The 21,625-nt window shown below is 67.9% G+C and carries 22 protein-coding genes and 1 pseudogene; 9 read left to right on the top strand and 14 right to left on the bottom strand.

From position 1 onward, the window contains the following. The first annotated feature begins 60 nt into the window (after positions 1 to 60). Positions 61 to 1,053 (top strand): TraB/GumN family protein, encoded by a 993-nt coding sequence (locus ACW175_RS24215; RefSeq protein WP_492102444.1) that lies wholly within the window; start codon positions 61 to 63, stop codon positions 1,051 to 1,053. Positions 1,054 to 1,121: 68 nt separating this feature from the next. Beyond that, a complete protein-coding gene (locus tag ACW175_RS24220; protein WP_492102445.1) occupies positions 1,122 to 1,643 on the top strand; it encodes an SRPBCC family protein in 522 nt (173 codons plus the stop codon). Positions 1,644 to 1,704: 61 nt separating this feature from the next. On the opposite strand, the gene creS is transcribed toward ACW175_RS24220, so the two are convergent. Together creS and ahpD are read right to left on the bottom strand one after the other, a co-directional pair. Next, a complete protein-coding gene (creS, locus tag ACW175_RS24225; protein ID WP_492102446.1) occupies positions 1,705 to 3,078 on the bottom strand; it encodes a crescentin in 1,374 nt (457 codons plus the stop codon). 151 nt (positions 3,079 to 3,229) lie between these two features. Next, positions 3,230 to 3,781 carry an alkylhydroperoxidase, AhpD family gene (gene ahpD, locus ACW175_RS24230; protein ID WP_492102447.1) on the bottom strand — a complete coding sequence of 184 codons (552 nt, stop codon included), beginning with the start codon at positions 3,779 to 3,781 and terminating at the stop codon, positions 3,230 to 3,232. Positions 3,782 to 4,009: 228 nt separating this feature from the next. On the opposite strand from ahpD, the gene ACW175_RS24235 reads away from it, so the two are divergent. After that, positions 4,010 to 4,918, top strand: coding sequence for a hydrogen peroxide-inducible genes activator (locus ACW175_RS24235; protein WP_492102448.1), 909 nt, complete (start codon positions 4,010 to 4,012; stop codon positions 4,916 to 4,918). Positions 4,919 to 5,016: 98 nt separating this feature from the next. On the opposite strand, the gene ACW175_RS24240 is transcribed toward ACW175_RS24235, so the two are convergent. From ACW175_RS24240 to ACW175_RS24265, 6 genes are read right to left on the bottom strand one after another with little or no spacing between them, the layout of a single operon-like run. After that, complete coding sequence (locus ACW175_RS24240; RefSeq protein ID WP_492102449.1) at positions 5,017 to 5,478, bottom strand: hypothetical protein; 462 nt, start codon at positions 5,476 to 5,478, stop codon at positions 5,017 to 5,019. Continuing rightward, entirely contained in the window at positions 5,468 to 6,238 is a 771-nt protein-coding gene (locus tag ACW175_RS24245; protein ID WP_492102450.1) for an ABC transporter ATP-binding protein, read from the bottom strand. Before ACW175_RS24245 ends, ACW175_RS24240 begins: the two co-directional genes overlap by 11 nt. Beyond that, a complete protein-coding gene (locus ACW175_RS24250) occupies positions 6,235 to 7,044 on the bottom strand; it encodes an MlaE family ABC transporter permease (protein WP_492102451.1) in 810 nt (269 codons plus the stop codon). Before ACW175_RS24250 ends, ACW175_RS24245 begins: the two co-directional genes overlap by 4 nt. Before the next feature lies 1 nt (position 7,045). Then, positions 7,046 to 7,573 (bottom strand): outer membrane lipid asymmetry maintenance protein MlaD, encoded by a 528-nt coding sequence (gene mlaD, locus ACW175_RS24255; RefSeq protein WP_492102452.1) that lies wholly within the window; start codon positions 7,571 to 7,573, stop codon positions 7,046 to 7,048. Between the two features lie 32 nt (positions 7,574 to 7,605). Continuing rightward, positions 7,606 to 8,271, bottom strand: coding sequence for an MlaC/ttg2D family ABC transporter substrate-binding protein (locus ACW175_RS24260; RefSeq protein WP_492102453.1), 666 nt, complete (start codon positions 8,269 to 8,271; stop codon positions 7,606 to 7,608). Beyond that, positions 8,268 to 9,128, bottom strand: a complete 861-nt coding sequence (locus ACW175_RS24265) for an MlaA family lipoprotein (RefSeq protein WP_492102454.1) — start codon at positions 9,126 to 9,128, stop codon at positions 8,268 to 8,270. The genes ACW175_RS24260 and ACW175_RS24265 overlap by 4 nt, the downstream gene beginning before the upstream one ends. A 226-nt stretch (positions 9,129 to 9,354) precedes the next feature. On the opposite strand from ACW175_RS24265, the gene ACW175_RS24270 reads away from it, so the two are divergent. Further along, positions 9,355 to 9,948: a PadR family transcriptional regulator gene (locus ACW175_RS24270; RefSeq protein WP_492102455.1), complete on the top strand. Its 594-nt coding sequence runs from the start codon at positions 9,355 to 9,357 to the stop codon at positions 9,946 to 9,948. An 11-nt stretch (positions 9,949 to 9,959) separates the two neighbouring features. Further along, on the top strand, positions 9,960 to 10,295 hold the full coding sequence (locus ACW175_RS24275; RefSeq protein WP_492102456.1) for a DUF2218 domain-containing protein: 336 nt from the start codon (positions 9,960 to 9,962) through the stop codon (positions 10,293 to 10,295). An 8-nt stretch (positions 10,296 to 10,303) separates the two neighbouring features. On the opposite strand, the pseudogene ACW175_RS24280 reads toward ACW175_RS24275, so the two are convergent. The 5 genes and pseudogenes from ACW175_RS24280 to ACW175_RS24300 all read right to left on the bottom strand — a co-directional run. After that, a pseudogene (locus ACW175_RS24280) lies at positions 10,304 to 10,389 on the bottom strand (hypothetical protein); the annotation flags it as partial. Positions 10,390 to 10,402: 13 nt separating this feature from the next. Continuing rightward, positions 10,403 to 11,488 carry a GNAT family N-acetyltransferase gene (locus ACW175_RS24285; RefSeq protein WP_492102457.1) on the bottom strand — a complete coding sequence of 362 codons (1,086 nt, stop codon included), beginning with the start codon at positions 11,486 to 11,488 and terminating at the stop codon, positions 10,403 to 10,405. A 121-nt stretch (positions 11,489 to 11,609) separates the two neighbouring features. After that, positions 11,610 to 13,766: a prolyl oligopeptidase family serine peptidase gene (locus ACW175_RS24290; RefSeq protein WP_492102458.1), complete on the bottom strand. Its 2,157-nt coding sequence runs from the start codon at positions 13,764 to 13,766 to the stop codon at positions 11,610 to 11,612. Then, on the bottom strand, positions 13,767 to 15,884 hold the full coding sequence (locus tag ACW175_RS24295) for a prolyl oligopeptidase family serine peptidase (RefSeq protein WP_492102459.1): 2,118 nt from the start codon (positions 15,882 to 15,884) through the stop codon (positions 13,767 to 13,769). Between the two features lie 53 nt (positions 15,885 to 15,937). Next, the gene (locus ACW175_RS24300; RefSeq protein WP_492102460.1) at positions 15,938 to 16,732 is read right to left on the bottom strand and encodes a potassium channel family protein; all 795 of its coding nucleotides are present in this window, start codon (positions 16,730 to 16,732) and stop codon (positions 15,938 to 15,940) included. 31 nt (positions 16,733 to 16,763) lie between these two features. Here ACW175_RS24300 and dapF point away from each other — a divergent pair, with 31 nt between their 5' ends. From dapF to ACW175_RS24315, 3 genes are all read left to right on the top strand, one after another. Then, positions 16,764 to 17,633, top strand: a complete 870-nt coding sequence (dapF, locus tag ACW175_RS24305) for a diaminopimelate epimerase (protein WP_492102461.1) — start codon at positions 16,764 to 16,766, stop codon at positions 17,631 to 17,633. A 4-nt stretch (positions 17,634 to 17,637) separates the two neighbouring features. Then, the gene (mtaB, locus tag ACW175_RS24310) at positions 17,638 to 18,984 is read left to right on the top strand and encodes a tRNA (N(6)-L-threonylcarbamoyladenosine(37)-C(2))-methylthiotransferase MtaB (RefSeq protein ID WP_492102462.1); all 1,347 of its coding nucleotides are present in this window, start codon (positions 17,638 to 17,640) and stop codon (positions 18,982 to 18,984) included. Positions 18,985 to 19,058: 74 nt separating this feature from the next. Then, positions 19,059 to 19,952 carry an endonuclease/exonuclease/phosphatase family protein gene (locus tag ACW175_RS24315; RefSeq protein WP_492102463.1) on the top strand — a complete coding sequence of 298 codons (894 nt, stop codon included), beginning with the start codon at positions 19,059 to 19,061 and terminating at the stop codon, positions 19,950 to 19,952. Between the two features lie 2 nt (positions 19,953 to 19,954). Here ACW175_RS24315 and ACW175_RS24320 read toward each other — a convergent pair whose 3' ends face one another. After that, positions 19,955 to 20,590 (bottom strand): trimeric intracellular cation channel family protein, encoded by a 636-nt coding sequence (locus tag ACW175_RS24320; protein WP_492102464.1) that lies wholly within the window; start codon positions 20,588 to 20,590, stop codon positions 19,955 to 19,957. Between the two features lie 91 nt (positions 20,591 to 20,681). On the opposite strand from ACW175_RS24320, the gene ftsY reads away from it, so the two are divergent. Continuing rightward, positions 20,682 to 21,623 carry a signal recognition particle-docking protein FtsY gene (gene ftsY, locus ACW175_RS24325; protein WP_492102465.1) on the top strand — a complete coding sequence of 314 codons (942 nt, stop codon included), beginning with the start codon at positions 20,682 to 20,684 and terminating at the stop codon, positions 21,621 to 21,623. Positions 21,624 to 21,625: the final 2 nt, after the last annotated feature.

The following is a 21,625-nucleotide window of genomic DNA, read 5'->3' on the forward strand; positions in this document are numbered from 1 at the left end:
CCCTTCTCCCGTCACGGGAGAAGGGTTATTGGGGTGCTTCGGGGGGCTGAAGGAGTATCGATGGCTGCGTCCAAGTTCGCCCCCCTTGCCCTTGCCCTCGCCCTTTCCACCCCTGCCCTCGCCCAGACCGCGGCTCCGCCGCCATCCACGGTCGAGCTCGGCCAGGCCCCGGCCCCTGACGAGAGCGCGGTGGTCGCCGAGCTGACCGTGGTGGCCAAGCCCAAGGGGCCGGCGATCTGGCTGGTCGAGAAGGACGGGGCCAAGCTCTACATCCTCGGCTCGGCCGCCCCCCTGCCCCATCAGCTGAAGTGGGAAAGCCCCCGCCTGAACAAGGCCTTGGACAAGGCCAGCCTGGTGCTGGTCCCGCCCCAGGCGGCGGTGGGGATCACCCAGGCGGCGGGCTTCCTGCTCAGCTTCGGCGGCGGTCTGCGGCAGCCGATGGGCAAGGCGCTAGAGGATCAGCTGCCGCCCGACCTGAAGACGCGCTTCGTCGAGTCCCGCAACCAGGCCCGCAAGGGGGCCGGCGAATACAAGAACTGGAAGCCGGGCGTGGCGGGCTTCCTGCTGCTGTCGGATTTCCGCCAGGCCGCCGGCCTTTCCGAAGCCAAGCCGGTCAGCACCGTCGAGCGGATGGCCAAGGCCCGCAAGCTCAAGGTCAAGGCGGTCGGCCAGTACCGGATGAGCGCGGTAACCTCGATCGTGTCGAAGCTCTCGCCCGAGGACCAACTGTACTGCCTGCGCGTGGCTCTGGACGAGATCGCCTATGACGGCGCCCATTCCACCACGATCGGCCAGGACTGGGCGGAGGGCGACCTGGGCTCGGTCCGCGCCCGCTACCGCGCCAGCGGCGCCCAGCGCTGCCTGCTGCGCGCGCCGGGCGGGCCGGCCTTGCTGGAAAAGGGCGTCGACCAGACGACGCAGGCCATGACCGAAGCGCTGAAACGTCCCGGCGTCACGGTGGCGGTGGTCGATCTGGGCTTTCTGCTGCCGGCCAACGGCGTGCTGGACCGGCTGAAGGCCGGCGGCGCGACGATCAGTTCGCCCGTCGAATAGGATACGATGCGCCGGCGTTGACGCCTGCCCGCCCCTGCCCTCAACCTCGCGGCGTGGAGGGACCTCACATGAAGACGATGATCGCCGCCGCCGCCCTGGCGCTGCTGGCCGCCGGCTCCGCGCGCGCCGAAGTGGCTGACGCGCAGCCGAACGGTTTCGAGGTCCGGCGCCAGGTGGTGATCGCCGCGCCGGCCAGTACGGTCTGGGCGACGCTGGTGCAGCCCGCGAAATGGTGGGCCTCGGCCCACACCTGGTCGGGCTCGGCCGCCAACCTGTCGCTGGGCGCGGCTTCGGGCGGCTGCTTTTGCGAGCGGCTGCCCAATGGCGGCTCGGTGCTGCACATGACCACGGTCAACGCCGCGCCGGGGCAGAAGCTGGTGCTCGTCGGCGCGCTGGGTCCCTTGCAAAACTCTGGCGCCAGCGGAGCCCTGACGTTCCTGCTCGCCGGGAAAGACGGCCAGACCACGGTGACCGTCACCTACGACGTTGGCGGCTACTTCAAAGGCGGCCTCGACAAGATCGCCGCGCCGGTCGACGACGTCCTGGGCCAACAGGTGGCCGGGCTGAAGGCGGCGGCGGAGGCCAAGTAGCCAAGAAAAAGCCCGCCGGACCTGACAGTCGGCGGGCTTTGGTCTCTCGGGGCTTCGAGGCTCAGGCGCTTTCCGCCAGACCCTCGTCCGAAGCGCCCAGCAAGGCCATCTGCAGGCGCGAGCGGTCGCGACGGGCCGCTTCCAGCGCGCCCTCCGCCAGGGCGTTTTCCGAGGTGAGGCGTTCGATCGTCGCCTGCAGCTCGGCCACCTTCTCCTCGTGTTCCCGACGGATCTGGTCCTGGGCTTCCTGCATGCCGTCGAGGCGGGTGCGCAGTTGCTGAGCCCGTTCCTCGGCGCGCTTCATCGCCTTTTCCTGGGCGACGGCGCTCTTGGCCATCTGGTCGGCGCGCTCGATCGCGGTGGCGCGAGCGGTGTCGACGCCGGCGTGACGCTGACGCAGGCTTTCCGAATCCTCTTCCAGCGTGCGGATGCGTTCCAGGGCGCGTTCCAGGGCGACGTTGAGGTCGCCGGCGCGGCGCTCGACGGCCTTCTGGTGCGCGGACGACTCGGCCAGGCGGGCCGAGATCTGGGTGTTCATCTCTTCCAGCTTGTCGGCGCGGCCGGTGGCGGTCTCCAGGCGAGTCTGCAGGGCCGAGATCTCGGCGCGGGCCGCCTCGACCTGGCTTTCCAGGCCGCGGATGGTGCGGCCGCTGTCGGTCTGGTGGGCCGAAAGGGCGTTTTCGATCGCCTGCACGCGAGCGCGTTCGCCGGCCAACTGGGCTTCGAGGTCGGTCTCGATGCGCGACAGGCGGGCCACGTCCAGGCCGGCCTGGTCGACGCGCTTCTTCAGGGTCGCGACTTCGTCGCCCAGCAGGGCGTTGTCCTGGTTGGCGCGGGCCAACGCCGCCTCGGCGTCGCCGCGACGGGTGTCGATGTCCTGGGCCTGTAGGCGCAGGCCTTCGACGTCCTGCACCAGGTGCTCGATGCGGGCGGTCGAGTCGCGCAGGGAGGCGTCGAGGCTGGAAACCTTCAGATCCGACTGCAGCAGGGCGTTGCGCAGGCGGTCGATTTCGAGGGCGTTGTCTTCGAGCGCCGCGTCCTGGGTCTGGCGGCGGGCGTCGGACTCGCCAAGGGCGGTTTCGGCGGCGGCCAGGCGGGCGCTGACCTCACGCTCCTCGGCCTGGATCTGGGCGACCTGACGCTGGGCGTGCTCGTAATTGGCGCGCAGCGCGATCAGTTCGGCGTGCTCGGCGCGACGCGCGTCGAATTCCTGGGCGACTGGGCCGCGGATCTCGGCGATCAGTGGCTCGATCGCCTTCAGGTGCTCCATCACGCGGCCGATGCTGTCGAGCCCGCCGTGAATGGTCTCGTAGCGTTGGCCGATCGCCTGGGTGGATTCGATCTGGTGCTGTACGGCCTCGACCCGGGACTCTTCACCCAGAACAGCCGGCTTGGCGTTCTTGTTATCGCGAGGATTCTTCGACAGCAGTCTCATATCGCCCACCTTCACCCCGTGCGGCCCCATCGCGACCTGAAAGGCCGCCTTGCGAACGCCGCGAATCTCTTACCCAGAGGTTAACAACCTAGTTTATTGGCAAGGTGAATGTCGAGGGGCGGACGCCGCGACCTGGCGTCGCGCACGCGCCTCAGAAGCCGGAAAACTGGGGACGATCCGGTGTTTCGACCGCCAGCACCCGGCCGACCGCGTTGACCACGGCGGCGATGCGCAGGGCGGCCTGGATCTGGATGGGCTCCACGCCGCGTTTCCGCAACTCGGCCTCATGGCTGTCGAGGCAGGCGCCGCAGCCGTTGATCGCCGACACCGCCACGCACCACAGTTCGTACTCGACGGCCGACACGCCGGAAGGGGCCAGTCGGTTCATCCGCAGGTGCGAGGGCAAGGCGCCGTAGTCGGGCGCTGTCATCAGGTGAACGGCGCGGAAATAGACGTTGGTCATGGCCATCATCGCCGCGGCGGTCTTGGCGCCCGAGAAGGCCTCGGACGAAACGCCCGCCTCATGGGCGGCGATGGTGATCGCCTTCAGGGTCTCGGGCTCGCCGACCGCGCAGGCGCTCGCGACGAAGCAACCCCAGCGCGCCTGGTCGCTTAGCACGGTCTCGCTGGCGAGAACGGTCAGGTTGGTTCCCAGGTCCTTGGCGTAGGCGGGCAGTTGGGCGCGCAGGGCGTCGATCGGCATGAGGCGCTCCGAAGGTCTGGAGCGGGCTTAGCACCGTGGGAAAGGTTCGTCCCGGTCCGCGCCGCTGGGAGGGGTGACGCGGGCGGACCGGGTTCAACGGGCTGGGGCCCGGCGCCGGTGGGGGAGACACGCCGGAACTTCACCGTGGAAGCAGAGATAGGCCCCGGTTCCCCAGATAGCCAATCGATAGTTTTTGGCTTTCCGATAGATGCCGCCTATATCAAGGTCATGCTTCTTCCGACCCTTCGCCAGCTGCAATATCTGAAGCTCCTGTCGGAGCACGGCTCGTTCAGCCGGGCGGCCGAGAGCGCCTACGTCACCCAGCCCACCCTGTCGGCCGGCATCCAGGAACTGGAGAAGATCCTGGGCGCGCCGGTGGTCGACAGGGCCCGTTCGGGCGTGATCCTGACCGCCGCCGGTCAGGAGGCGGTGCGGCGGGCGGAGGACATTCTCGCCAGGGCCGAGGACCTGGTGCAGGCCGCGCGCGGCGCGGGCCAGCCGCTGGCGGGCCGGTTCCGCCTGGGCGTGATCCCGACCGTGGCGCCCTACCTGCTGCCGCGCGCCCTGCCCGTCCTGCGCGACCGGTTTCCGAAGTTGAAGCTGTTCCTGCGCGAGGACCTGACCCAGCGGCTGATCGCGGCTCTGAAAAGCGGCGCCCTGGACGCGGCCCTGATCGCCCTGCCCTACGACATGTCCGGCCTGGACTGGGCCCATGTCGAGGATGACGAGCTGCTGGCCGCGGCGCCGGCCAACCATCCGATGGCGGCCTCGACTCGGGTCGATCCCGACAGCCTGCGGGGCGACGACCTGATCCTGCTGGAAGACGGCCACTGCCTGCGCGACCATGCCCTGGCCGCCTGCGGCCTGGAGCCGCCGCGCGGCGTCGGCGACGACGAAACCTTCGCGGCCACCTCGCTGCCGACCCTTGTGCAGATGATCGGCTCGGGCCTGGGCGTCTCGTTCCTGCCAGCCATGGCGGTCCACGCCGGCCTGACCGACAAGACCGCCCTGACCATCCGTCCGCTGGCGACCGAGCATCCCAGCCGCGAGATCGTGGTGGCCTGGCGAGCCGGCTCCAGCCGGGGCGTCGAGGGCCGGCTTCTGGCCGAGACCCTTCGGGAGGCGCCCCCGGTCTAGAGCATTTTCCGATCCAACTGGATCGCCAAAATGCTCTAGCCTCTTGTTTTAACGCATTTTCTGACGACGAACCGGTATCCACTTCGTCGGAAAATGCTCTAGCGCGGCGCCAGCTTGGCGCGGACGGCCTGCTCGACCTTGTCGAGGCCCTTCAGGGTGTCGTTCGAGCTTTCCAGCGCCGCGTTGAAGGCGCGCAGGTCGTGCGTATCGATCTTGCGGATCGACTTTTCACGCGACCACTCCAGTCCCATCAGCTGGCCGAGGCGACAGGCCTTCGGCAACAGGGCCGCTCGTTCGGACGGGCCGCCCTTGTCCAGAAGCGTGCCGACGATGTCGTTCCAGTTCGGCGCGCCAGGGATACAGAACGCCAAGTGGTCGCAATTGCCGGTCCAGAAGCGCTTGTACCAGCGCGCGTGCTCGGACGTGTCGTAGCGTAGAGCCACGGCGCCGTTCACACCCTGACAGTCCGGACGCACGAAGGATTGAGCCTGAGCGCCCTCGGCTTGAACCGTGGCGGCGATCAGCAGGCCTGTCGCCAGGGCGACGACCCTAGACCGCATGCGAGATCGGACCCTCGGCGCGGCCTTCGACGAACTGGCGAACATACGGATTGTCGGTCGTGGCCAGTTCGGCGGCTGGACCGCGCCAGATGATCTTGCCCCCGTGCAGCATGGCGATCTCGTCGCCGATGGTCTGGGCCGAGGCCAGGTCATGGGTGATCGACACGGCGGTCGAGCCGAGGCGACGCACCTGGTTGGAAATCAGCTCGTTGATCGCCGCCGCCGTGATCGGATCCAGGCCGGTGGTCGGTTCGTCGAAGAACAGGATCTCCGGTTGGGCGACGACGGCGCGAGCCAGGCCGGCTCGCTTCTGCATGCCGCCCGACAGCTCGGACGGGAAGCGATCGGCGACGTCGGGCGCCAGGCGCACCTGCTCCAGGGCGTCGATCGCGCGCTCCTTGGCTTCCCCGCGCGGCATGCCGTCGGCGTTGATCAGGCGGAAGGCGACGTTCTCCCAGACGGTCAGGCTGTCGAACAGGGCCGCGCCCTGGAACAGCACGCCGATGCGCGAGAACAGCTTGCGGCGCGCGCCTTCGGACAGGCCGACGATGTTCCTGCCGTCCAGCTCGACCTTGCCGGCGTCCGGACGCATCAGGCCCAGCGCGGTCTTGATGGTCACCGACTTGCCCTGGCCCGAGCCGCCGATGATGACCAGCGACCGGCCCGGGGCGACCGACAGGTCGAGACCGTCCAGGACCGCGCGGCCCTCGAAGCGCTTGCTGACGCCCTTCCAGGCGAGTTTCGGGGTCGCGTCGGTCATGAGGCGTGCGTGAAAAGCGTGGTCAGAAGGTAGTCGGAGGCGAAGATCAGGATGGCCGAGGAGACCACCGCGTGGGTGGTGGCCCGGCCGACGCCACGCGCCCCGCCCGAGGCGTTGTAGCCGTGGTAGCAGCCCATCAGCGCGACGATGAAGCCGAACACGGCGGCCTTGATCAGGCCCGAACCGATGTCCCACAGCTGCAGGAAATCCAGTGTGTTGCGGATATAGATGGTCGGGTTGAACTCCAGGACCCGCGTGGCGACCAGCCAGCCGCCGGCGATGCCGATGGTGTCGGCCACGGCGGCCAGCAGGGGCATCATCAAGACGCCGGCCAGCAGGCGCGGGCCGACCAGATAGCGGAACGGGTCGGTCGACAGGGTGCGCATCGCGTCGATCTGCTCGGTGGCGCGCATGGCCCCGATCTCGGCGGCGATGGCGGCCGAGACCCGGCCGGCCAGCATCAGCGACGCCAGCACCGGACCCAGTTCCCGGGTGATGCCCAGGGCCACGATCTGAGGCATCACCTGCTCGGCGTTGAAGCGCCCGCCGCCGGTGAAGATGTTGAGGGCCAGGGCCGCGCCGGTGAAGATCGCGGTCAGGCCCACCACCGGCAGCGAAAAGAAGCCGATGGCCACGAACTGGCGCCACAGCTGGCCGAAGAACCAGGGCGGGGTGAGGGCGGCGACGACGCCGCGTACGGCGAACACGCCGACCGAGCCGACCATGCGCACGGCGCCCAGGGTCGAGCGGCCCAGCGTCCGGATGGGATTCGTGGCGACCTTCCGGGCCGCCTGGGTCGCGGTCACGCTAGTAGCTCACGGCCGGCTGCGACGCGGCCGGAGCCGGGGCGGCCGACGAACCCGTCGATGGAGCCGCCGCGTCCGAACCGCCTTGCGGACGGATCACCGAGCCGATCAGGCCGAACAGGTCGACCGCGCCCTGCGTGTTCTCGATCTGGCCGCCCGGCTTGAGATCGTCCATCGCCGCGCCCGGGGCGATCGACACGTGCGCGCCGCCCAGGATGCCGTCGCTGGTGATCTTGGCGGTCGAGTCCGACGGCAGCTTGACGGTCGGGTCGATGCTCAGCTTGGCCACGGCCAGGAAGGTCTTCGGCTCCAGGGTGATCTCGGAAACCGTGCCGACCTTGACGCCGGCCACGCTCACCGCCGCCCCGGGGGCCAGCGAACCGGCCTCGCCGAACTTGGCCTTGATCTCATAGTCGCCGCGCTTCATGTGGACGCCGCCCACACTCAGCGAATAGGTCAGGAACCCCGCCGCCAAGGCGAGGACGACGACGCCCATGGCCGTCTCGGCCCATTGTTCGCGCAATGCCAAATCCCCTTACGTCTTGATCTCTGGTCCCGCCGCTACTTGCGGCGGCCAGAAGGCGCCGAGCCGCCCTTCTGGAGTTGGTTGATCAGCACGTCGATGTTGCCGCCGGCGTTGTCGATCGTCGACACGAAGTCCTGCTGCTGGGTGATGGCCAGCCAGATGCCCTTGAACTGGACATCGACGACCTTCCAGGTCTGGCCGCCGCCCAGCACGCGCCAGGAGACCGGCAGGGGCTGGGTGATCTGGCCGCCCGAGATCGTGGTCTTGACGGTGACGTCGCCCGGCTTGTTGACCACCGAACCGACCACCTTCAGCTGCTCGCCGCGATAGTCGTCGATGCGGCTCTGATAGACGCTCTCGGCGTAGGCGCGGAACACCGGGGTGAAGCGCGCGCGCTGCTCGGGCGTGATGGTGCGCGCGTACTTGCCCAGCACGAAGTTGGTGATGCGCGGCACGTCGGCCAGCTCGTCCACCGCCTGGTGGAAGACTTGCGTCTTCTGGGCGTCGCTCATGCCCTTGTTGGCCAGCACGGTGATGACGCGCTGAGCCTTGGTCTGAACGAAGGCCTCGGCGCCGGCGTCGCGGGCGCTGTTCTGGGCCATCGCCGGGGCGGCGATCGCCGCGGCCCCGAAGAAAGCCAAAAGCGCGGCGTTGGCGCCGCGCCGGGTGGAGGTGGTGTTGTTCATGGTCTTACCGGTCATGGTTTGGGCGCGGCTTCCGGCGGCGGCGCGTCGAAATCGGGGAGCACCTCGGCTTCGCCGGTCGCTTCGCGCACGAAGGCCTCGCGATACTGGGTGTAGGCCGAGCGGGTGGTGACGTACGGGTCGGCGGCGTCCTTGAGGGCCTGGTAGGCCGGGTCGGCGTTCGAGCGGACGTCGACGATGGTCACGCCGGTCCGGGCCTTGCCGAAGTCGGTGGAGAGGCCGCCAACATAGAGCGAGACGGGGTCGGTGACGATGTCCAGGGCGCGGCCGATGCCGTCGCGGACGTTCAGCGGACCCATCAGGGGCACATAGAGATAGGCGCCGGGCTTGGCGCCCCACTTGCCGAGGGTCTGGCCGAAATCGGAGTCCCGGCGGGGCAGGTTTACCTTGGAGGCCACGTCGAACAGGCCCAGCACCCCGACGGTCGAATTGACGACGAAGCGGGTGGTCGAGCGCATGGCCTGCTTGGGCTTGCCCTGCAGCACCATGTTCATGACGGTGTTCGGCTCGCCCAGATTATAGACGGCCGCGCTGACGCGGTTGCGGACCACGCGGGGGGTGACGGCCATATAGCCGTGGGCGATCGGCGCCAGGATGACGTGATCCAGCCCCATGCCCAGCTTGAAGGAACCGCGATTGAAGCCTTCCAGCGGATCGTCGGCCGCCTCGACGCCGGCCGTGGTGCCGACCGACTGGCCTTGAACGCCCTGCTGTTGCGCCATGGCCGGCGCGAACATCGCCAGGCTGGCGGCCACGGCAAGCCCCGCGGCGGCGAATGGCCGGCCGTTCGCCGTCTGGCGGAGGCTATTATCCCGGTCGCTCAAGCTCATGCTCCTGCTTCTTACACGCGGCATGTATTCATGCCGCAATCCGTATCAAGGCCGATTACGTTGTATTTCGGTCACGTTCAGTAGGCCTTGCTTCAAATGGCCCTGACTTGAGCCGCCCGGCTCCAAAAGGGCGCCTCGATGTCGCTCATAATTTCGCGGCTTAATCCGATATATCGAGAATAGCTCTTGACCAAGCGCCAATCCGATATATCTATCGTTTCGATATAACGAAACAGGATCTAAAACACACATGTTTGGACGACATCATCATCACCGCGGCCACTGGCGCGGTCAGGCCGACGAGCATCACGGCCGTCATCCCTTCGGGTTCCATGGCGGTCACGACGGTCATCACTCTGGTCACCCGCGTGGCCGCGGCGGTCGCATGGGCCGGTTCTTCGACCACGGCGACCTGCGCTTCGTGGTCCTCAAGCTGATCGCGGAGAAGCCCAGCCACGGCTACGAGCTGATCAAGGCCATCGAGACCGCCGCTGGCGGGGCCTATACCCCGAGCCCGGGCGTGGTCTATCCGACCCTGACCCTTCTCGAGGAACTGGGCTACGTCACCGCCAGTGACGCCGGCGGCGGCAAGAAGCTCTATACGATCACGCCCGAGGGCGTGACGTTCCTGGTCAGCAACGACGCCCCGGTCCGTTCGCTGTTCGAGCGCATGGCCGAGGCCGCTTCCGCCAGCGCCGCCTTCTCGCCGCAGATCCTGCGGGCCCGCGAGAACCTGAAGACCGCGCTGCGGCTCAAGCTGCACGGCGGCCAGCTGACGGCCGAGCAGATCGCGGCCGTCGCCAAGGCCATGGATGACGCCGCGGCGGTCATCGAAGCCATCTAGGGGAGGGGGCCATGGAAAGCCATGCCCGGGTCGCCACCGACAAGGCGGCCCGCTACATGACCCAGCTGGCCAAGCACTGGGCCCACAAGTTCGAGGTCACCTACGATGAGACTTCGGCCTTGTTCCCGCTGCCGTTGGGAACCTGCCGGATGGTCGCCCATCCGGACGGTCTCGACATCACCGTCGAGGCCGCCGACCTCGACGGCCTGGCCCGCCTGGAAGACGTGGTGGCCAAGCACCTCGACCGCTTCGCTTTCCGCGAAGGCGAGTTGAAATATGGCTGGACCCGAGCCTGGGCGGCCGGCGTCGTCGATCCGAGGGCCATGCGGATCAACGCGGTCCACTAAGTGGGTGATCCTCGCCCTTCGACAAGCTCAGGGTGAGGATCAGAATAAAAGCCTGTTGGTAGTGAACCTCATCCTGAGCTTGTCGAAGGACGAGGTTCGCGGACCCGTTAGTGCAGCCCGCGCAGCAGGTCCATGCGGCGCATGGCCTTGCCGGGAATCTCGGAGATCCGACCCAGCGGCAGGGCCTCGGCCATCTGGCGAACGCCGTACACCGCGTGGCGCACCAGGGTCGGCACCGAAGGCGAGCCCAGGAAGCCGAACACCACCTTCTGCTGGGCGTTGGAAAGCTCGCGCTTGAAGCGGTAGTCGCCCGTGCCCAGGTCGAGGCGCGTATAGGGCGTGCCGTCCATGCTCTTCAGGATGTCCTGGAACAGCATCAGGCCTGGCGAATAGCGCTCCAGGTCCGGATTGTGGGCGATCAGCCAGCCGTGGATCGTGTGCTCGCCGCGCAGGTGCAGGTGTACAGCGGCCAGGCGCTCGCCCAGGTGCAGGGTGTAGAGCCCGCCGCCGAAGCTCGGGTCGCGCATCTGGAAGAGCTCGTCCAGCAGCTTGTTGACCCAGAGCGTCTTGAACAGGTCGGTCTGGTGGGTCAGCAGCAGCTGCACGCGCTTCCAGGCCAGCAGCTGGTCGAAGGCCGCGCGGCTTTCCGACATGGCGGTGAAGCGGCAGGGACCAACCTCGCGCTCGGCCTTGCGGCGCTTCTTCTCGATGTCCTTCAACACCCCGACGCCGGCGGCCTTGCGCTCGGCGGCGTAGGCCTCGTAGCCGTCCGGGGTTTCGACAACCCAGCTGTCGGCCTGGCCACGGGCGTGGCGGGCCAGGGTCACGTCGTCGGCCATCATGTGGCAGAAGTCGATGCGGTGCGCGCCCAGGGCGATCAGCAGGTCGCGCGGATCCATGGTCGCGCCGGGCGCGGCGATCAGGGCCTGATAGTCGCACATCGGCGCGCCGACAGGCATGGCCACGTCCTGACGGACCCGGGCGGGCAGGAAGCCGATGGCCTCGCCCTCCGGCCCGCGCTGGATGGCGACCTTGACCTCGTGGCCCTTGTCGCCCTGGGCCTTGGCGACGGCCAAGGTCCATTGCGGCGACAGGAACGGTGAATCCAGCCGGCTCTGGCCCCGGCGCAGTTCTTCCCACCGCGCGATGTCGGCGGGCGAAAGGTCCAGGGCTTTGACGACTTGGATGGACACGGCGATGGTTCCGACGGCTTTGTCGGAGCGCATCCTGGCGCCGATAACTTTCAGTAGAGTTGACGATACGGCGTTCCGCGAAATCCGCTCACCCACGGGTCGCGGGATGAGCGGATCGCAATCAGTCGATCAGTTTCTTCGACAGGTAGACATATTCCAGCGCCTGGCGACGGGCGGTCTCGGCCAGGTTGGCGCTGGCCGCGTGGCCACCGTCGATGTTCTCGTAATAGAGCACCGGATAGCCCAGCTCTTCCAGCTTGGCCGCCGCCTTGCGGGCGTGGGCCGGGTGGACGCGGTCGTCCTTGGTCGAGGTCTCGATGAACACCTCGGGATAGTTCCGGCCGGCCTTGAGGTTGGAATAGGGGTCGTACTTGGCGATCACCGCCCGCTCGGACGGGATGGCCGGGTCGCCATACTCGCCGACCCACGAGGCGCCGGCCCCGATCTGGCTGTAGCGGATCATGTCGAACAGCGGCACCTGCACGACGATGGCGTTGTACAGCTCGGGCCGTTGGGTCAGGGCCACGCCCATCAGCAGGCCGCCGTTGCTGCCACCCATGATGCCCAGGCGGCGCGGCGAGGTGATCTTGCGGGTGATCAGGTCCTGCGACACGGCGAAGAAGTCGTCATAGACCTTCTGGCGGTTGGCCTTCAGGCCCGCCTCGTGCCAGGCAGGGCCGAACTCGCCGCCGCCCCTGATGTTGGCCACGACGTACGTGCCGCCGCGCTCCAGCCATAGCTTGCCCATCACGCCCGAATAGCCGGGGGTCATCGGCACCTGGAAGCCGCCATAGGCGTAGAGCAGGGTGGGGGCCTGGCCGTCGTACTTGATGCCTTTGGGCCGCACGACGAAGTAGGGAATCTTGGTTCCGTCGGTGCTGGTCGCCTCGAACTGCTCGACCACGTGGGTCGAGGCGTCGAAGCGGGCCGGCGAGGCCTTGACCTGCTCCAGCTTCAGCGAGCCGGCGTCGGCCAGCCAGTAGGTGGTGGGCGCCAGGTAGCCGGTGACGGTGACGAACAGGCGCTCGTCCGTCTCGGCGGTCGAGCCCAGGCCGATGGCGCTGTTGGCCGGCAGGTCCAGGGACTGTGACGTCCAGCCGTTCGCGCCGTGGGTCAGCACCCTGGCCGCGCCCTTGACGTTGTCCAGCAGACCCACGACCAGCTTGGTGCGGGTGGTGGTGACCTGCTCGACGGACTGCCTCGCGGTCGGGCGCAGGACCAGGGTCGCCACGGCCTGATCCGGCGCCGCCTTCAGCCTGGCCAGGTCGAAGCTGACCAGGTCGCCGGTCTTGAAGCCCTTCCAGTCCTGCTCCATCAGCACGACCATCTGGCCGGCGACATAGCCCTGGACCGAGCTCTTCAGCGGCAGGTCCAGCTTCACGGGCTTGTCGCCCTCGATCAGATAGGTCTCGGCTTCAAAGAAAGTGACGCCCCGGCCCGCCATCACGGCCACGGCCTCGCCGTCGGCGTCGCGCAGCACGAACGGATTGACCGAGACGTCGGTCTCCGTCCCTCGAAACACCTCGACCGCCTGGTCCAGGCTCTGGCCGCGCTTCACGGTCTTCAGGACATAGGCATAGCCGGACTTGGTCAATTCGCCCGGCTTCCACTCGCGGCCGACCAGCAGGGTGTCCTTGTCCAGCCAGGTGTAGTTCTGCTTGCCCTCGGGCAGGACGAAGCCGCCGGAAACGAAAGTCTTCGTTGTGGTGTCGAACTCACGGACGGTCACGGCGTCCTTGCCGCCGTTCGACAGGGTGACTAGGCACCGCGTGTCCTCGGGCGGCAGGCAGGACGCGCCCTTGAACACCCAGTTGGCGCCTTCGGCCTTGGACAGGGCGTCGATGTCGAGGATCGTCTCCCAGACCGGATCGGCCGTGCGGTAGCTCTCCAGGCTGGTCTTGCGCCAGACGCCGCGCACGTGGTCGGCGTCCTGCCAGAAGTTGCGCAAGGAGCCGTCACCGGCGAACGAGACGCCGGGCACGCGGTCCTTGGCGTTGAGGATCGCCAGGGCCTTGGCCTCGAGATCCGCATAGCGCTTGTCGCCCTGCAGAACGGGCAGGGTCCTGGCGTTCTGGGCCTTGGCCCAGTCCATGGCGCGCGTCCCCTCGATTTCTTCCATCCAGAGATAGGGATCGTTCTTGCCCAGCTCCGTGAGCGGGGTGCGGGCTTCTTCGGTGGCCTTGGGCTTGTCGGCCCCACTATTGGTTTCGGCGGCGGTCGCGGGGGTGATGGTCATCAGACTCGTGGACGCGAGGAGAAGGGTCAGGAGCTTACGCACTTAGTGATCCATCAGCTGGCGTGACAGGTAGGTGTAGTGCAGCGCCCAGCGCCTGGCGTTGGCCTTGGGGTCGGCGCCATTGGCGTGGCCGCCGTCGGTGTTCTCGAAATAGAGATGGTCGACCCCCAGATCGTCCATCCTGGCCGCGAACTTGCGGGCGTGGCCGGGGTGGACGCGGTCGTCCTTGGTCGAGGTGGTGATGTAGGCCAGCGGGTATTTCACGCCGGCCTTCAGGTTCTGGTACGGGCTGTACTTCTCGATCCAGGCGCGTTCGGCCGGGATGGCCGGGTCGCCATATTCGCCGATCCAAGAGGCCCCGGCCGGCAGGTAAGTGTAGCGGATCATGTCCAGCAGCGGGCTTTCAACCACCACCGCGTTCCACAGGTCCGGACGCTCGGTCAGGGCCACGCCCATCAGCAGCCCGCCGTTCGAGCGGCCATAGGCGCCCAGGTGGCGCGGCGTGGTCGCCTTGTCGGCGATCATCTTCTCGGCGACGGCGAAATAGTCGTCATAGGCGCGCTGGCGGTTGGCCTTCAGCGCCGCCTCGTGCCAGCCGGGACCAAACTCGCCACCGCCGCGGATATTGGCCACCGCATAGGCGCCGCCGCGTTCCAGCCACAGCTTGCCGATCAGCGGGTCATAGACCGGCAGCTTGGAGAGGTTGAAGCCGCCATAGGCGTGCAGCAGGGTCGGGTTCTGGCCGTCCAGCTTCCAGCCCTGCTTGTGGACCAGGAAATAGGGGATCGCCGTGCCGTCTTTCGAGGTCGCCGACTTCTGCTCGACGACCAGGTCCTTGGTCTCGAACTGGGCGGGCAGCGCCTTGACGGTCTGAGCGGTGGTCCCGGTCGCGTCGGCCAGCTTCAGCTGGGTCGGATCGAGGAAGCCTTCGACGGTGTAGAAGACATCGTCCCCTTCATCGGAATGCGAGCCGAGCGAGACGGCGGCGTTGTCGATGACGGGCAGGGTGGTGGCCTTGATCCCGGCCGGTCCGCGATCCTCGAGCGTGAGGACGCGCCCACGGACATTGTCATAGAGGGCGACGACGACCCGGTGGTCGGTGACGGCGATCTGGTCGATCGACTGGCGGTCTTCCGGGGCGAGCAGCAGGACGGGGGCGGCCTTACCGACAGCGTCCGGCGACAGCAGCATGCTCGGCGAGGCCGCCACGACCGAACCGGCCTTGAACCGCCCGGCCGAGCCCCAGCTCCACGGCTCCTCGATCTTCATCACCAGCTTGCCGTTCAGCAGGCCGCGCACCCCGACCTTTTCGGGGATCGGCAGGCGCTTGGTCTCCTTGCCGTCCCACAGATAGGTCTCGTCGTGGAAGAAGTCGGTGGCGCGGGTCAGCAGCACGACCGTGTTCCCCACCGCGTCGCGCAGCACGTTCGGCCGCGCCGAGACGTCGGAGGCCTGGCCGCGGAAGACCTCGGCGGCCTGGTCCAGGGCCTGGCCGCGCTTCAGGGTCTTGATGACGAAGCCGTAGCCGCTCTTGGTGGTCGTGCCTTCACCCCAATCGCGGGTCAGGATCAGGGTGTCGGGGTCCAGCCACTCGATCGACTGCTTGCTCTCGGGCAGCACGAAGCCGCCGGCGGCGGGGTCGACGAAGCTCTTGGTGGTCAGGTCGAACTCGCGGACCGTCACGGCGTCCTTGCCGCCGTTCGACAGGTTCACCAGGCAGCGGTCGTGGGTCTTGGGACGGCAGTCGGCGCCCTTCCAGATCCAGTTCTTGCCCTCGGCCTTGGCCAGGGCGTCCAGGTCGAGGACCGTTTCCCACTGCGGGGCGGCGGTCTTGTAGGACTCCAGGCTCGTGCGCCGCCACACGCCGCGCACATGGGTCTCGTCCTGCCAGAAGTTGAACACCGTCTTGCCGATGAAGTTCGGCATGGCGATCCGGTCCTTGGTCGACAGGATCTTCAGCGCCTCCGCCTGCAGGCCGGCATAGCGCGGATCGCCCGACAGGACCGGCAGGGTCTTGTCGTTCTGGGTCTTTACCCAGGCCAGGGAGTCGGGGCTTTCCACCGCCTCCAGCGCCAGATGCGGATCGGCGTCCTGGGCGAAGGCAGGCGCGGCGAGCATGGCGGCCAGGGCCACGACGGAACAGGTGCGGAGCAGGGTCATGGGGGGGGACGGTATCGGAAAATTTTCCCCGCGCCAGAGCTAGGCCGGGCCGATCACGCGCCGTCGTCCGGAATGTTCAGCAGGACGCCACAGGCCTTGCAGTGGACGGCGTCGGGATCGTGCCGGCGCAAGCCGCAGGCGTGGCACTGATAGATGACCTTGTGCGGCCGCAGGATCGACTGGATCAGGCCGATGAACAGCGACACCCCGCCCAGCATCACCGCCATGGACAAGAGCTTGCCCCACACGCCCGGCAGGGTGACGTCCCCATAGCCGGTGGTCGTCAGGCTGGTAACGGTGAAATAGAGGGCGTCGACATAGCCGGCGATGCCCTCGTGACGGCCGGCGAAGCTGGAATAGACGAAGCCCGTGACCACGAAGACGAAGGTGACCAGCGAGCTGGCCGCCCGGGTGATGTCCTCGATCCGCGTGTCGTCATAGCGCCGGCCGACCGTGCGCCAGAAGAACTCGCTATGGATCAGGGTCCACAGGCGCAGCACCCGCAGGAAGCCGAAGTTGAACAGCCAGGCCGGGAACAGCAGGGTGGCCAGCACGAACAGGTCCAGCCAGCTGATCGGCTTCTTCAGCCAGGATCTGATGTCGCCGTGGGCGATGGCGCGCGCGACAAGGTCCAGCGCCAGGAAGGCCGCCACCCCGTAGTCGATCAGATAGAAGGTCAGGCCGTGCCGCTGCATCAGCGGGGCGGCGATGAAGAAGGCGATGATCGCCACGTCGATCAGGATGATCGCATAGCGAAACCGCACCGCCGTCGGTGAAGCGCCGTGATAGAGGGCCCGCAGTCGGGCGCGAAGGCGAAGACCGCCCTGGTCCTGTTCGTCGCGGTGCATTTCGCTCGACTTTCCACTATATAGCCCGGCTATGAGCCGCACCTTCCTGAAGATGAACGGGCTGGGCAACGACTTCGTCGTCATCGAGACCCAGACCCAGACCTTTGAACCGACCCCCGAGGCGATCCGCGCGATCGCCAAACGGCCGGATTCTGAAGGCGACAACGGCGGGATTGGCTGCGACCAGGTGATCGCCATCGATCCGCCCAAGGCGCCAGGCGCCTCGGCCTATGTGCGGTTCTGGAATGCCGACGGCGAGGAGACCGGCGCCTGCGGCAACGGCACCCGCTGCGTGGCGTGGCTGCTGATGCAATCCGCTGGAAAGGACGCGGTGACGTTCGACACCGTGGCGGGCCGCCTGTCGGGCGTCGCGGCCGGTGATAAGCTGGTCACCGTCGACATGGGCCAGCCGGGCCTGGACTGGACCCAGATCCCGCTTTCGGAAGAGATGAACACCGAGCGAGTCGAGCTGCAGGTTGGCCCGATCGACGCGCCGCTGGTCCACACGCCGGTCTGCGTCTCGATGGGCAATCCGCACGTGGTGTTCTTCGTCGACGCGCCGGTCAGCGACGCCTTCGCCAAGGGGACGGGCAGCCTGGTCGAGCACCACCCGCTGTTCCCGGAAGGCGTCAATGTCGGCTTCGCGCATATCGCGGCGCGCGATCATATCCAGCTGAAGGTCTGGGAACGCGGCGCGGGCCTGACCGCCGCCTGCGGCACCGGCGCCTGCGCCGCCCAGGTCGCCGCCGTGCGGCGCGGCCTGACCGACCGCAAGGCGACGGTCGCATTCGAGACCGGCTCCCTCGTCATCGAATGGCGCGAGAGCGACGGTCACGTGATCATGACCGGGCCGATCACCATGGAATATGCCGGCAAGCTGCCGGAGACGGTCGCGGCCTGAGGTCATGACCACCTACACCGTCATAAAGGCGACACCGAAGCCCAAGCCCGCCCAAAATGAAAATGAGCGGGGCGAGGAAGGCGGTCCGGCCACGACGATGTCCGGCCCCGACGGCGTCGACGTGGTCACCTTCGGCTGCCGCCTGAACGCCTATGAGAGCGAGGCGATGCGGGCCCGCGCCGCCGCCGACGGTCTGTCGGACGCGGTGGTGTTCAACACCTGCGCCGTGACCAACGAGGCCGTGCGCCAGGCGCGTCAGGCGATCCGCAAGGCCCGCCGCGAGCGGCCGGGCGCCAGGATTATCGTCACCGGCTGCGCCGCTCAGGTCGATCCGGCCGCCTTCGCCGCCATGCCCGAGGTCGACCTTGTGCTCGGCAACGCCGAGAAGGCCGCGCCGGGCGCGCTGACCGACACCTCGACCCGCGTGCGGGTCAACGACATCATGTCCATCAAGGAGACCGCCGGTCACCTGATCGACGGCCTCAAGGACCGCGCCCGGGCCTATGTCGAGGTCCAGAACGGCTGCGACCACCGCTGCACCTTCTGCATCATCCCCTACGGCCGGGGAAACTCGCGCTCGGCTCCGGCGGGCGAGGTCGTCGAGCAGGTCCGCAAGCTGGCCGCCGAGGGCTATCGCGAGGTCGTGCTGACCGGCGTCGACGTGACCTCGTGGGGCACGGATCTTCCAGGCGCGCCGACCCTGGGCCAGCTGGTCGGCCGAATCCTGCGCATGGTCCCCGACCTGCCGCGCCTGCGGCTGTCGTCGATCGACGCGGCCGAGATCGATCCGGACCTGTTCAAGCTGCTCGAGACCGAGCCGCGCCTGATGCCCTATCTGCATCTGTCCCTGCAGGCCGGCGACAACCTGATCCTCAAGCGCATGAAGCGTCGCCACAGCCGCGAGGACGCGCTGAAACTGGTCGCCGAGGTGCGCCGCGTGCGTCCCGACACCGCCTTCGGCGCCGACCTGATCGCCGGCTTCCCCACCGAGACCGAAGAGGCGTTCCAGAACACGCTGAACCTGGTCGAGGAGGCGGGCCTGGCCTTCCTGCATGTCTTTCCCTATAGCGCCCGCCCGGGCACGCCGGCCGCGCGGATGCCGCCGGTGAAGGGGCCGCTGATCAAGGAGCGGGCCCGGCGCCTGCGCGAAGCCGGCCAACGCGGCCTGGAGCGTCACCTGCGGCGTCAGGTCGGCCGCACCCTGCCGGGCCTGGTGGAGCGCGACGGGGTCGCCCGCGCCGACGATTTCACCGAGATCCGCTTCACGGGCGAAGCGCCGCTGGGCGAGATTGTAACCTTCACGGTCACCGGCCACGACGGGACCCACGTCATCGCGGAGCGTGCAAACTGATCCGGTCAGCCTGGGCCCTTCTGGCGCTAGCCCTGCTGACCGCCTCGCCGGCCCGCGCCGACACCGTGAAGCCCGTGACCCTCAGCGTCATGACCTACAATGTCGAGGGCCTGCCCTCGCTGGTCCGCAAGGGCCGAGGAAAGGCGCTGAAGCAGATCGGCCGCGAACTGGCCGAAATGCGCGCCAAGGGCAAGGAGCCCGACGTCGTCCTGATCCAGGAAGGCTTCCGCGACGAGATCTGGGACCTGGTCGACCAGAGCGGTTATCCCTACGTCGCCAGAGGACCGCGCAAGGGCCAGCGCGACACCAACTATCTGAAGGACGAGAAGACCGACTACCGGCGCGTGAAGTATCGCCGCCAGGGCGAGGGCTGGGGCAAGTGGGGCTCCAGCGGCCTGTGGGTGCTGTCCAATCATCCGATCGACTGGGTCAAGTCGCACGCCTATCGCTACTGCGCGGGCCTGGATTGCCTGGCCAACAAGGGGGTGATGCTGGTCTCGATCCAGGTCGCCGGCCTGCCCACCTCGGTCGAGATCGCCGACACCCACCTCAATTCGCACGGCGCCTCGAAGGTGCCGCGGAAGCGCTACAACGAGGCGCACTTCCTGCAGACCCAGGAGCTGGGCCGTTTCCTGCAGGCCAGCCGCACGCCCGGCGCGCCGCTGATCGTCGGCGGCGACTTCAATATCCGCCGTTCGCCCGATCGCTTCGACAAGATGATGAGCGACTATCCGTTCATGGTGGTCAGCCGCTGGTGTCACGAGAACCCGGGCGCCTGCGACACCCAGATCTCTTACACGGGCGAAGCGCCATGGCTGAACACCCAGGACCTGATCGGCTTCCTGGGCGGCGACGCCGTCGAGGTCACGCCCAAGGCGGTCGAGGCCACCTTCGACGGGGCCGATGAGCCGGTGCTGTCCGACCACAACGGCTACAAGGTGACGTTCAAGCTGACGCCGAAGGGGTAGGCCTACTCGGCCTCTTCGCCGATAAAGCCCGGCAAGCTCCACCCGAACTTGATCGCGCAGGCCCGTAGGCCGAACGCCGCCACGAACCCCGCGATACCCGCCGGCCAGAACGGCGCGCCCAATAGCTGCAGCACGGCGAATACGCTGGCCCCCAGCAAGGCGGCGGTGATGTAGATCTCCCGGCGCAGCAGCAGGTTCGGCTCCTCGGCCAGCACGTCGCGGATCACGCCGCCAAAGGCGGTGGTCAGCACCCCCATGACCACGGCGCTGAACGGATGGACGCCCAGGCTGAGCGCCTTGGCGGTGCCGACCACGGCATAGGCGGCCATGCCCAGGGCGTCGAGCCACAGAAGGGCGCGGAACCGCCAGCCGCGCTTGCCCAGCAGCCAGACCACGGTGGCCGCCGCCAGGCAGGCGATGATGTAGCCCGGTCGTTGCACCCAGAAGACCGGCGCGCCGATCAGCAGGTCGCGCAGCGTCCCGCCGCCAACCCCGGTGATCGCCGCGAAGAATCCGAAGGTGATGATGTCATGTTTGCGCCGAGCGGCCGCGAGGGCGCCCGTTGCCCCGAAAACGGCCACGGCGGCATAGTCGAGCCAGGAAAGGGCGGTTCCAAGCGGGTCAAGGTGCACGTCCATGCCCGTACATCGCATGCGTCACGCCACCGCGCTAACCCCGCCCCGGTAATATCCGATTTACACTTTCGCCCGTTCCCCTAAAGGAGCGCGCATGAGCGATAAGCCCGAGCAGAAAAAAGGCTGGTTTCAGCGCCTCACGTCAGGCCTGACCCGGTCGTCCCAGCAGATGACCGACCAGGTCACCGGGGTCTTCACCAAGAAGCCCCTGGACCAGGAACAGCTGGACGCGCTGGAAGAGATGCTGATCGAGGCCGACCTTGGCCCGCAGATCGCCGCCCGTATCACCGAAGCCTTCGGCAAGGCGCGCTTCGGTAAGTCGTCCAGCGACGACGAGGTCAAGGAAGCCCTGGCCGAGCTGATCGCCGCCGAGCTCTCCGACCGCCAGGGCAGTTTCGATCCGCTGGCCGGTCCGCGCCCCTATGTGGTGCTGTTCATCGGCGTCAACGGCTCGGGCAAGACCACGACCCTGGGCAAGATCGCCGCCGACCTGACCGAGAAGGGCGCGCGCGTCCTGATCGCCGCCGGCGACACCTTCCGCGCCGCCGCCGTCGAGCAGTTGAAGGTCTGGGCCGACCGGGCCGGGGCCGACTTCATGTCCAAGCCGACCGGCTCCGACGCCGCCGCCCTGGCCTACGAGGCCGTCGAGCGCGCCAAGGCCGAACACTATGACGTGGTGCTGATCGACACCGCCGGCCGCCTTCAGAACAAGCAAGGCCTGATGGACGAGCTGCTCAAGGTCATCCGTGTCGTGAAGAAGGTCGATCCGGACTATCCGCACGAGACCCTGCTGGTGCTGGACGCCACGGTCGGCCGCAACGCCCTGGCCCAGGAGAAGATCTTCGGCAACCAGGTCGGCGTGTCCGGGATTGTCATGACCAAGCTGGACGGCACCGCGCGCGGCGGGGTGCTGGTGCCGGTGGCGCGCGCCTCCGACAGCCCGATCAAGCTGATCGGCGTCGGCGAGGGCGTCGAAGATCTGCAACCGTTCGACGCCCGCGCCTTTTCGCGCTCCCTCGTCGGCCTGAAGGACTGATC

It is taken from the genome of Caulobacter sp. FV1ye6ST, from assembly GCF_058681225.1.

What these genes read in the sequence shown, in the direction of transcription:
- ACW175_RS24215 (WP_492102444.1), top strand. Translation starts at nt 61, where the DNA reads ATGGCTGCGTCCAAGTTCGCCCCCCTTGCCCTTGCCCTCGCCCTTTCC.
- ACW175_RS24220 (WP_492102445.1), top strand. Translation starts at nt 1,122, where the DNA reads ATGAAGACGATGATCGCCGCCGCCGCCCTGGCGCTGCTGGCCGCCGGC.
- creS (WP_492102446.1), bottom strand. Translation starts at nt 3,078, where the DNA reads ATGAGACTGCTGTCGAAGAATCCTCGCGATAACAAGAACGCCAAGCCG.
- ahpD (WP_492102447.1), bottom strand. Translation starts at nt 3,781, where the DNA reads ATGCCGATCGACGCCCTGCGCGCCCAACTGCCCGCCTACGCCAAGGAC.
- ACW175_RS24235 (WP_492102448.1), top strand. Translation starts at nt 4,010, where the DNA reads ATGCTTCTTCCGACCCTTCGCCAGCTGCAATATCTGAAGCTCCTGTCG.
- ACW175_RS24240 (WP_492102449.1), bottom strand. Translation starts at nt 5,478, where the DNA reads ATGCGGTCTAGGGTCGTCGCCCTGGCGACAGGCCTGCTGATCGCCGCC.
- ACW175_RS24245 (WP_492102450.1), bottom strand. Translation starts at nt 6,238, where the DNA reads ATGACCGACGCGACCCCGAAACTCGCCTGGAAGGGCGTCAGCAAGCGC.
- ACW175_RS24260 (WP_492102453.1), bottom strand. Translation starts at nt 8,271, where the DNA reads ATGACCGGTAAGACCATGAACAACACCACCTCCACCCGGCGCGGCGCC.
- ACW175_RS24265 (WP_492102454.1), bottom strand. Translation starts at nt 9,128, where the DNA reads ATGCCGCGTGTAAGAAGCAGGAGCATGAGCTTGAGCGACCGGGATAAT.
- ACW175_RS24270 (WP_492102455.1), top strand. Translation starts at nt 9,355, where the DNA reads ATGTTTGGACGACATCATCATCACCGCGGCCACTGGCGCGGTCAGGCC.
- ACW175_RS24275 (WP_492102456.1), top strand. Translation starts at nt 9,960, where the DNA reads ATGGAAAGCCATGCCCGGGTCGCCACCGACAAGGCGGCCCGCTACATG.
- ACW175_RS24295 (WP_492102459.1), bottom strand. Translation starts at nt 15,884, where the DNA reads ATGACCCTGCTCCGCACCTGTTCCGTCGTGGCCCTGGCCGCCATGCTC.
- ACW175_RS24300 (WP_492102460.1), bottom strand. Translation starts at nt 16,732, where the DNA reads ATGCACCGCGACGAACAGGACCAGGGCGGTCTTCGCCTTCGCGCCCGA.
- dapF (WP_492102461.1), top strand. Translation starts at nt 16,764, where the DNA reads ATGAGCCGCACCTTCCTGAAGATGAACGGGCTGGGCAACGACTTCGTC.
- mtaB (WP_492102462.1), top strand. Translation starts at nt 17,638, where the DNA reads ATGACCACCTACACCGTCATAAAGGCGACACCGAAGCCCAAGCCCGCC.
- ACW175_RS24320 (WP_492102464.1), bottom strand. Translation starts at nt 20,590, where the DNA reads ATGGACGTGCACCTTGACCCGCTTGGAACCGCCCTTTCCTGGCTCGAC.
- ftsY (WP_492102465.1), top strand. Translation starts at nt 20,682, where the DNA reads ATGAGCGATAAGCCCGAGCAGAAAAAAGGCTGGTTTCAGCGCCTCACG.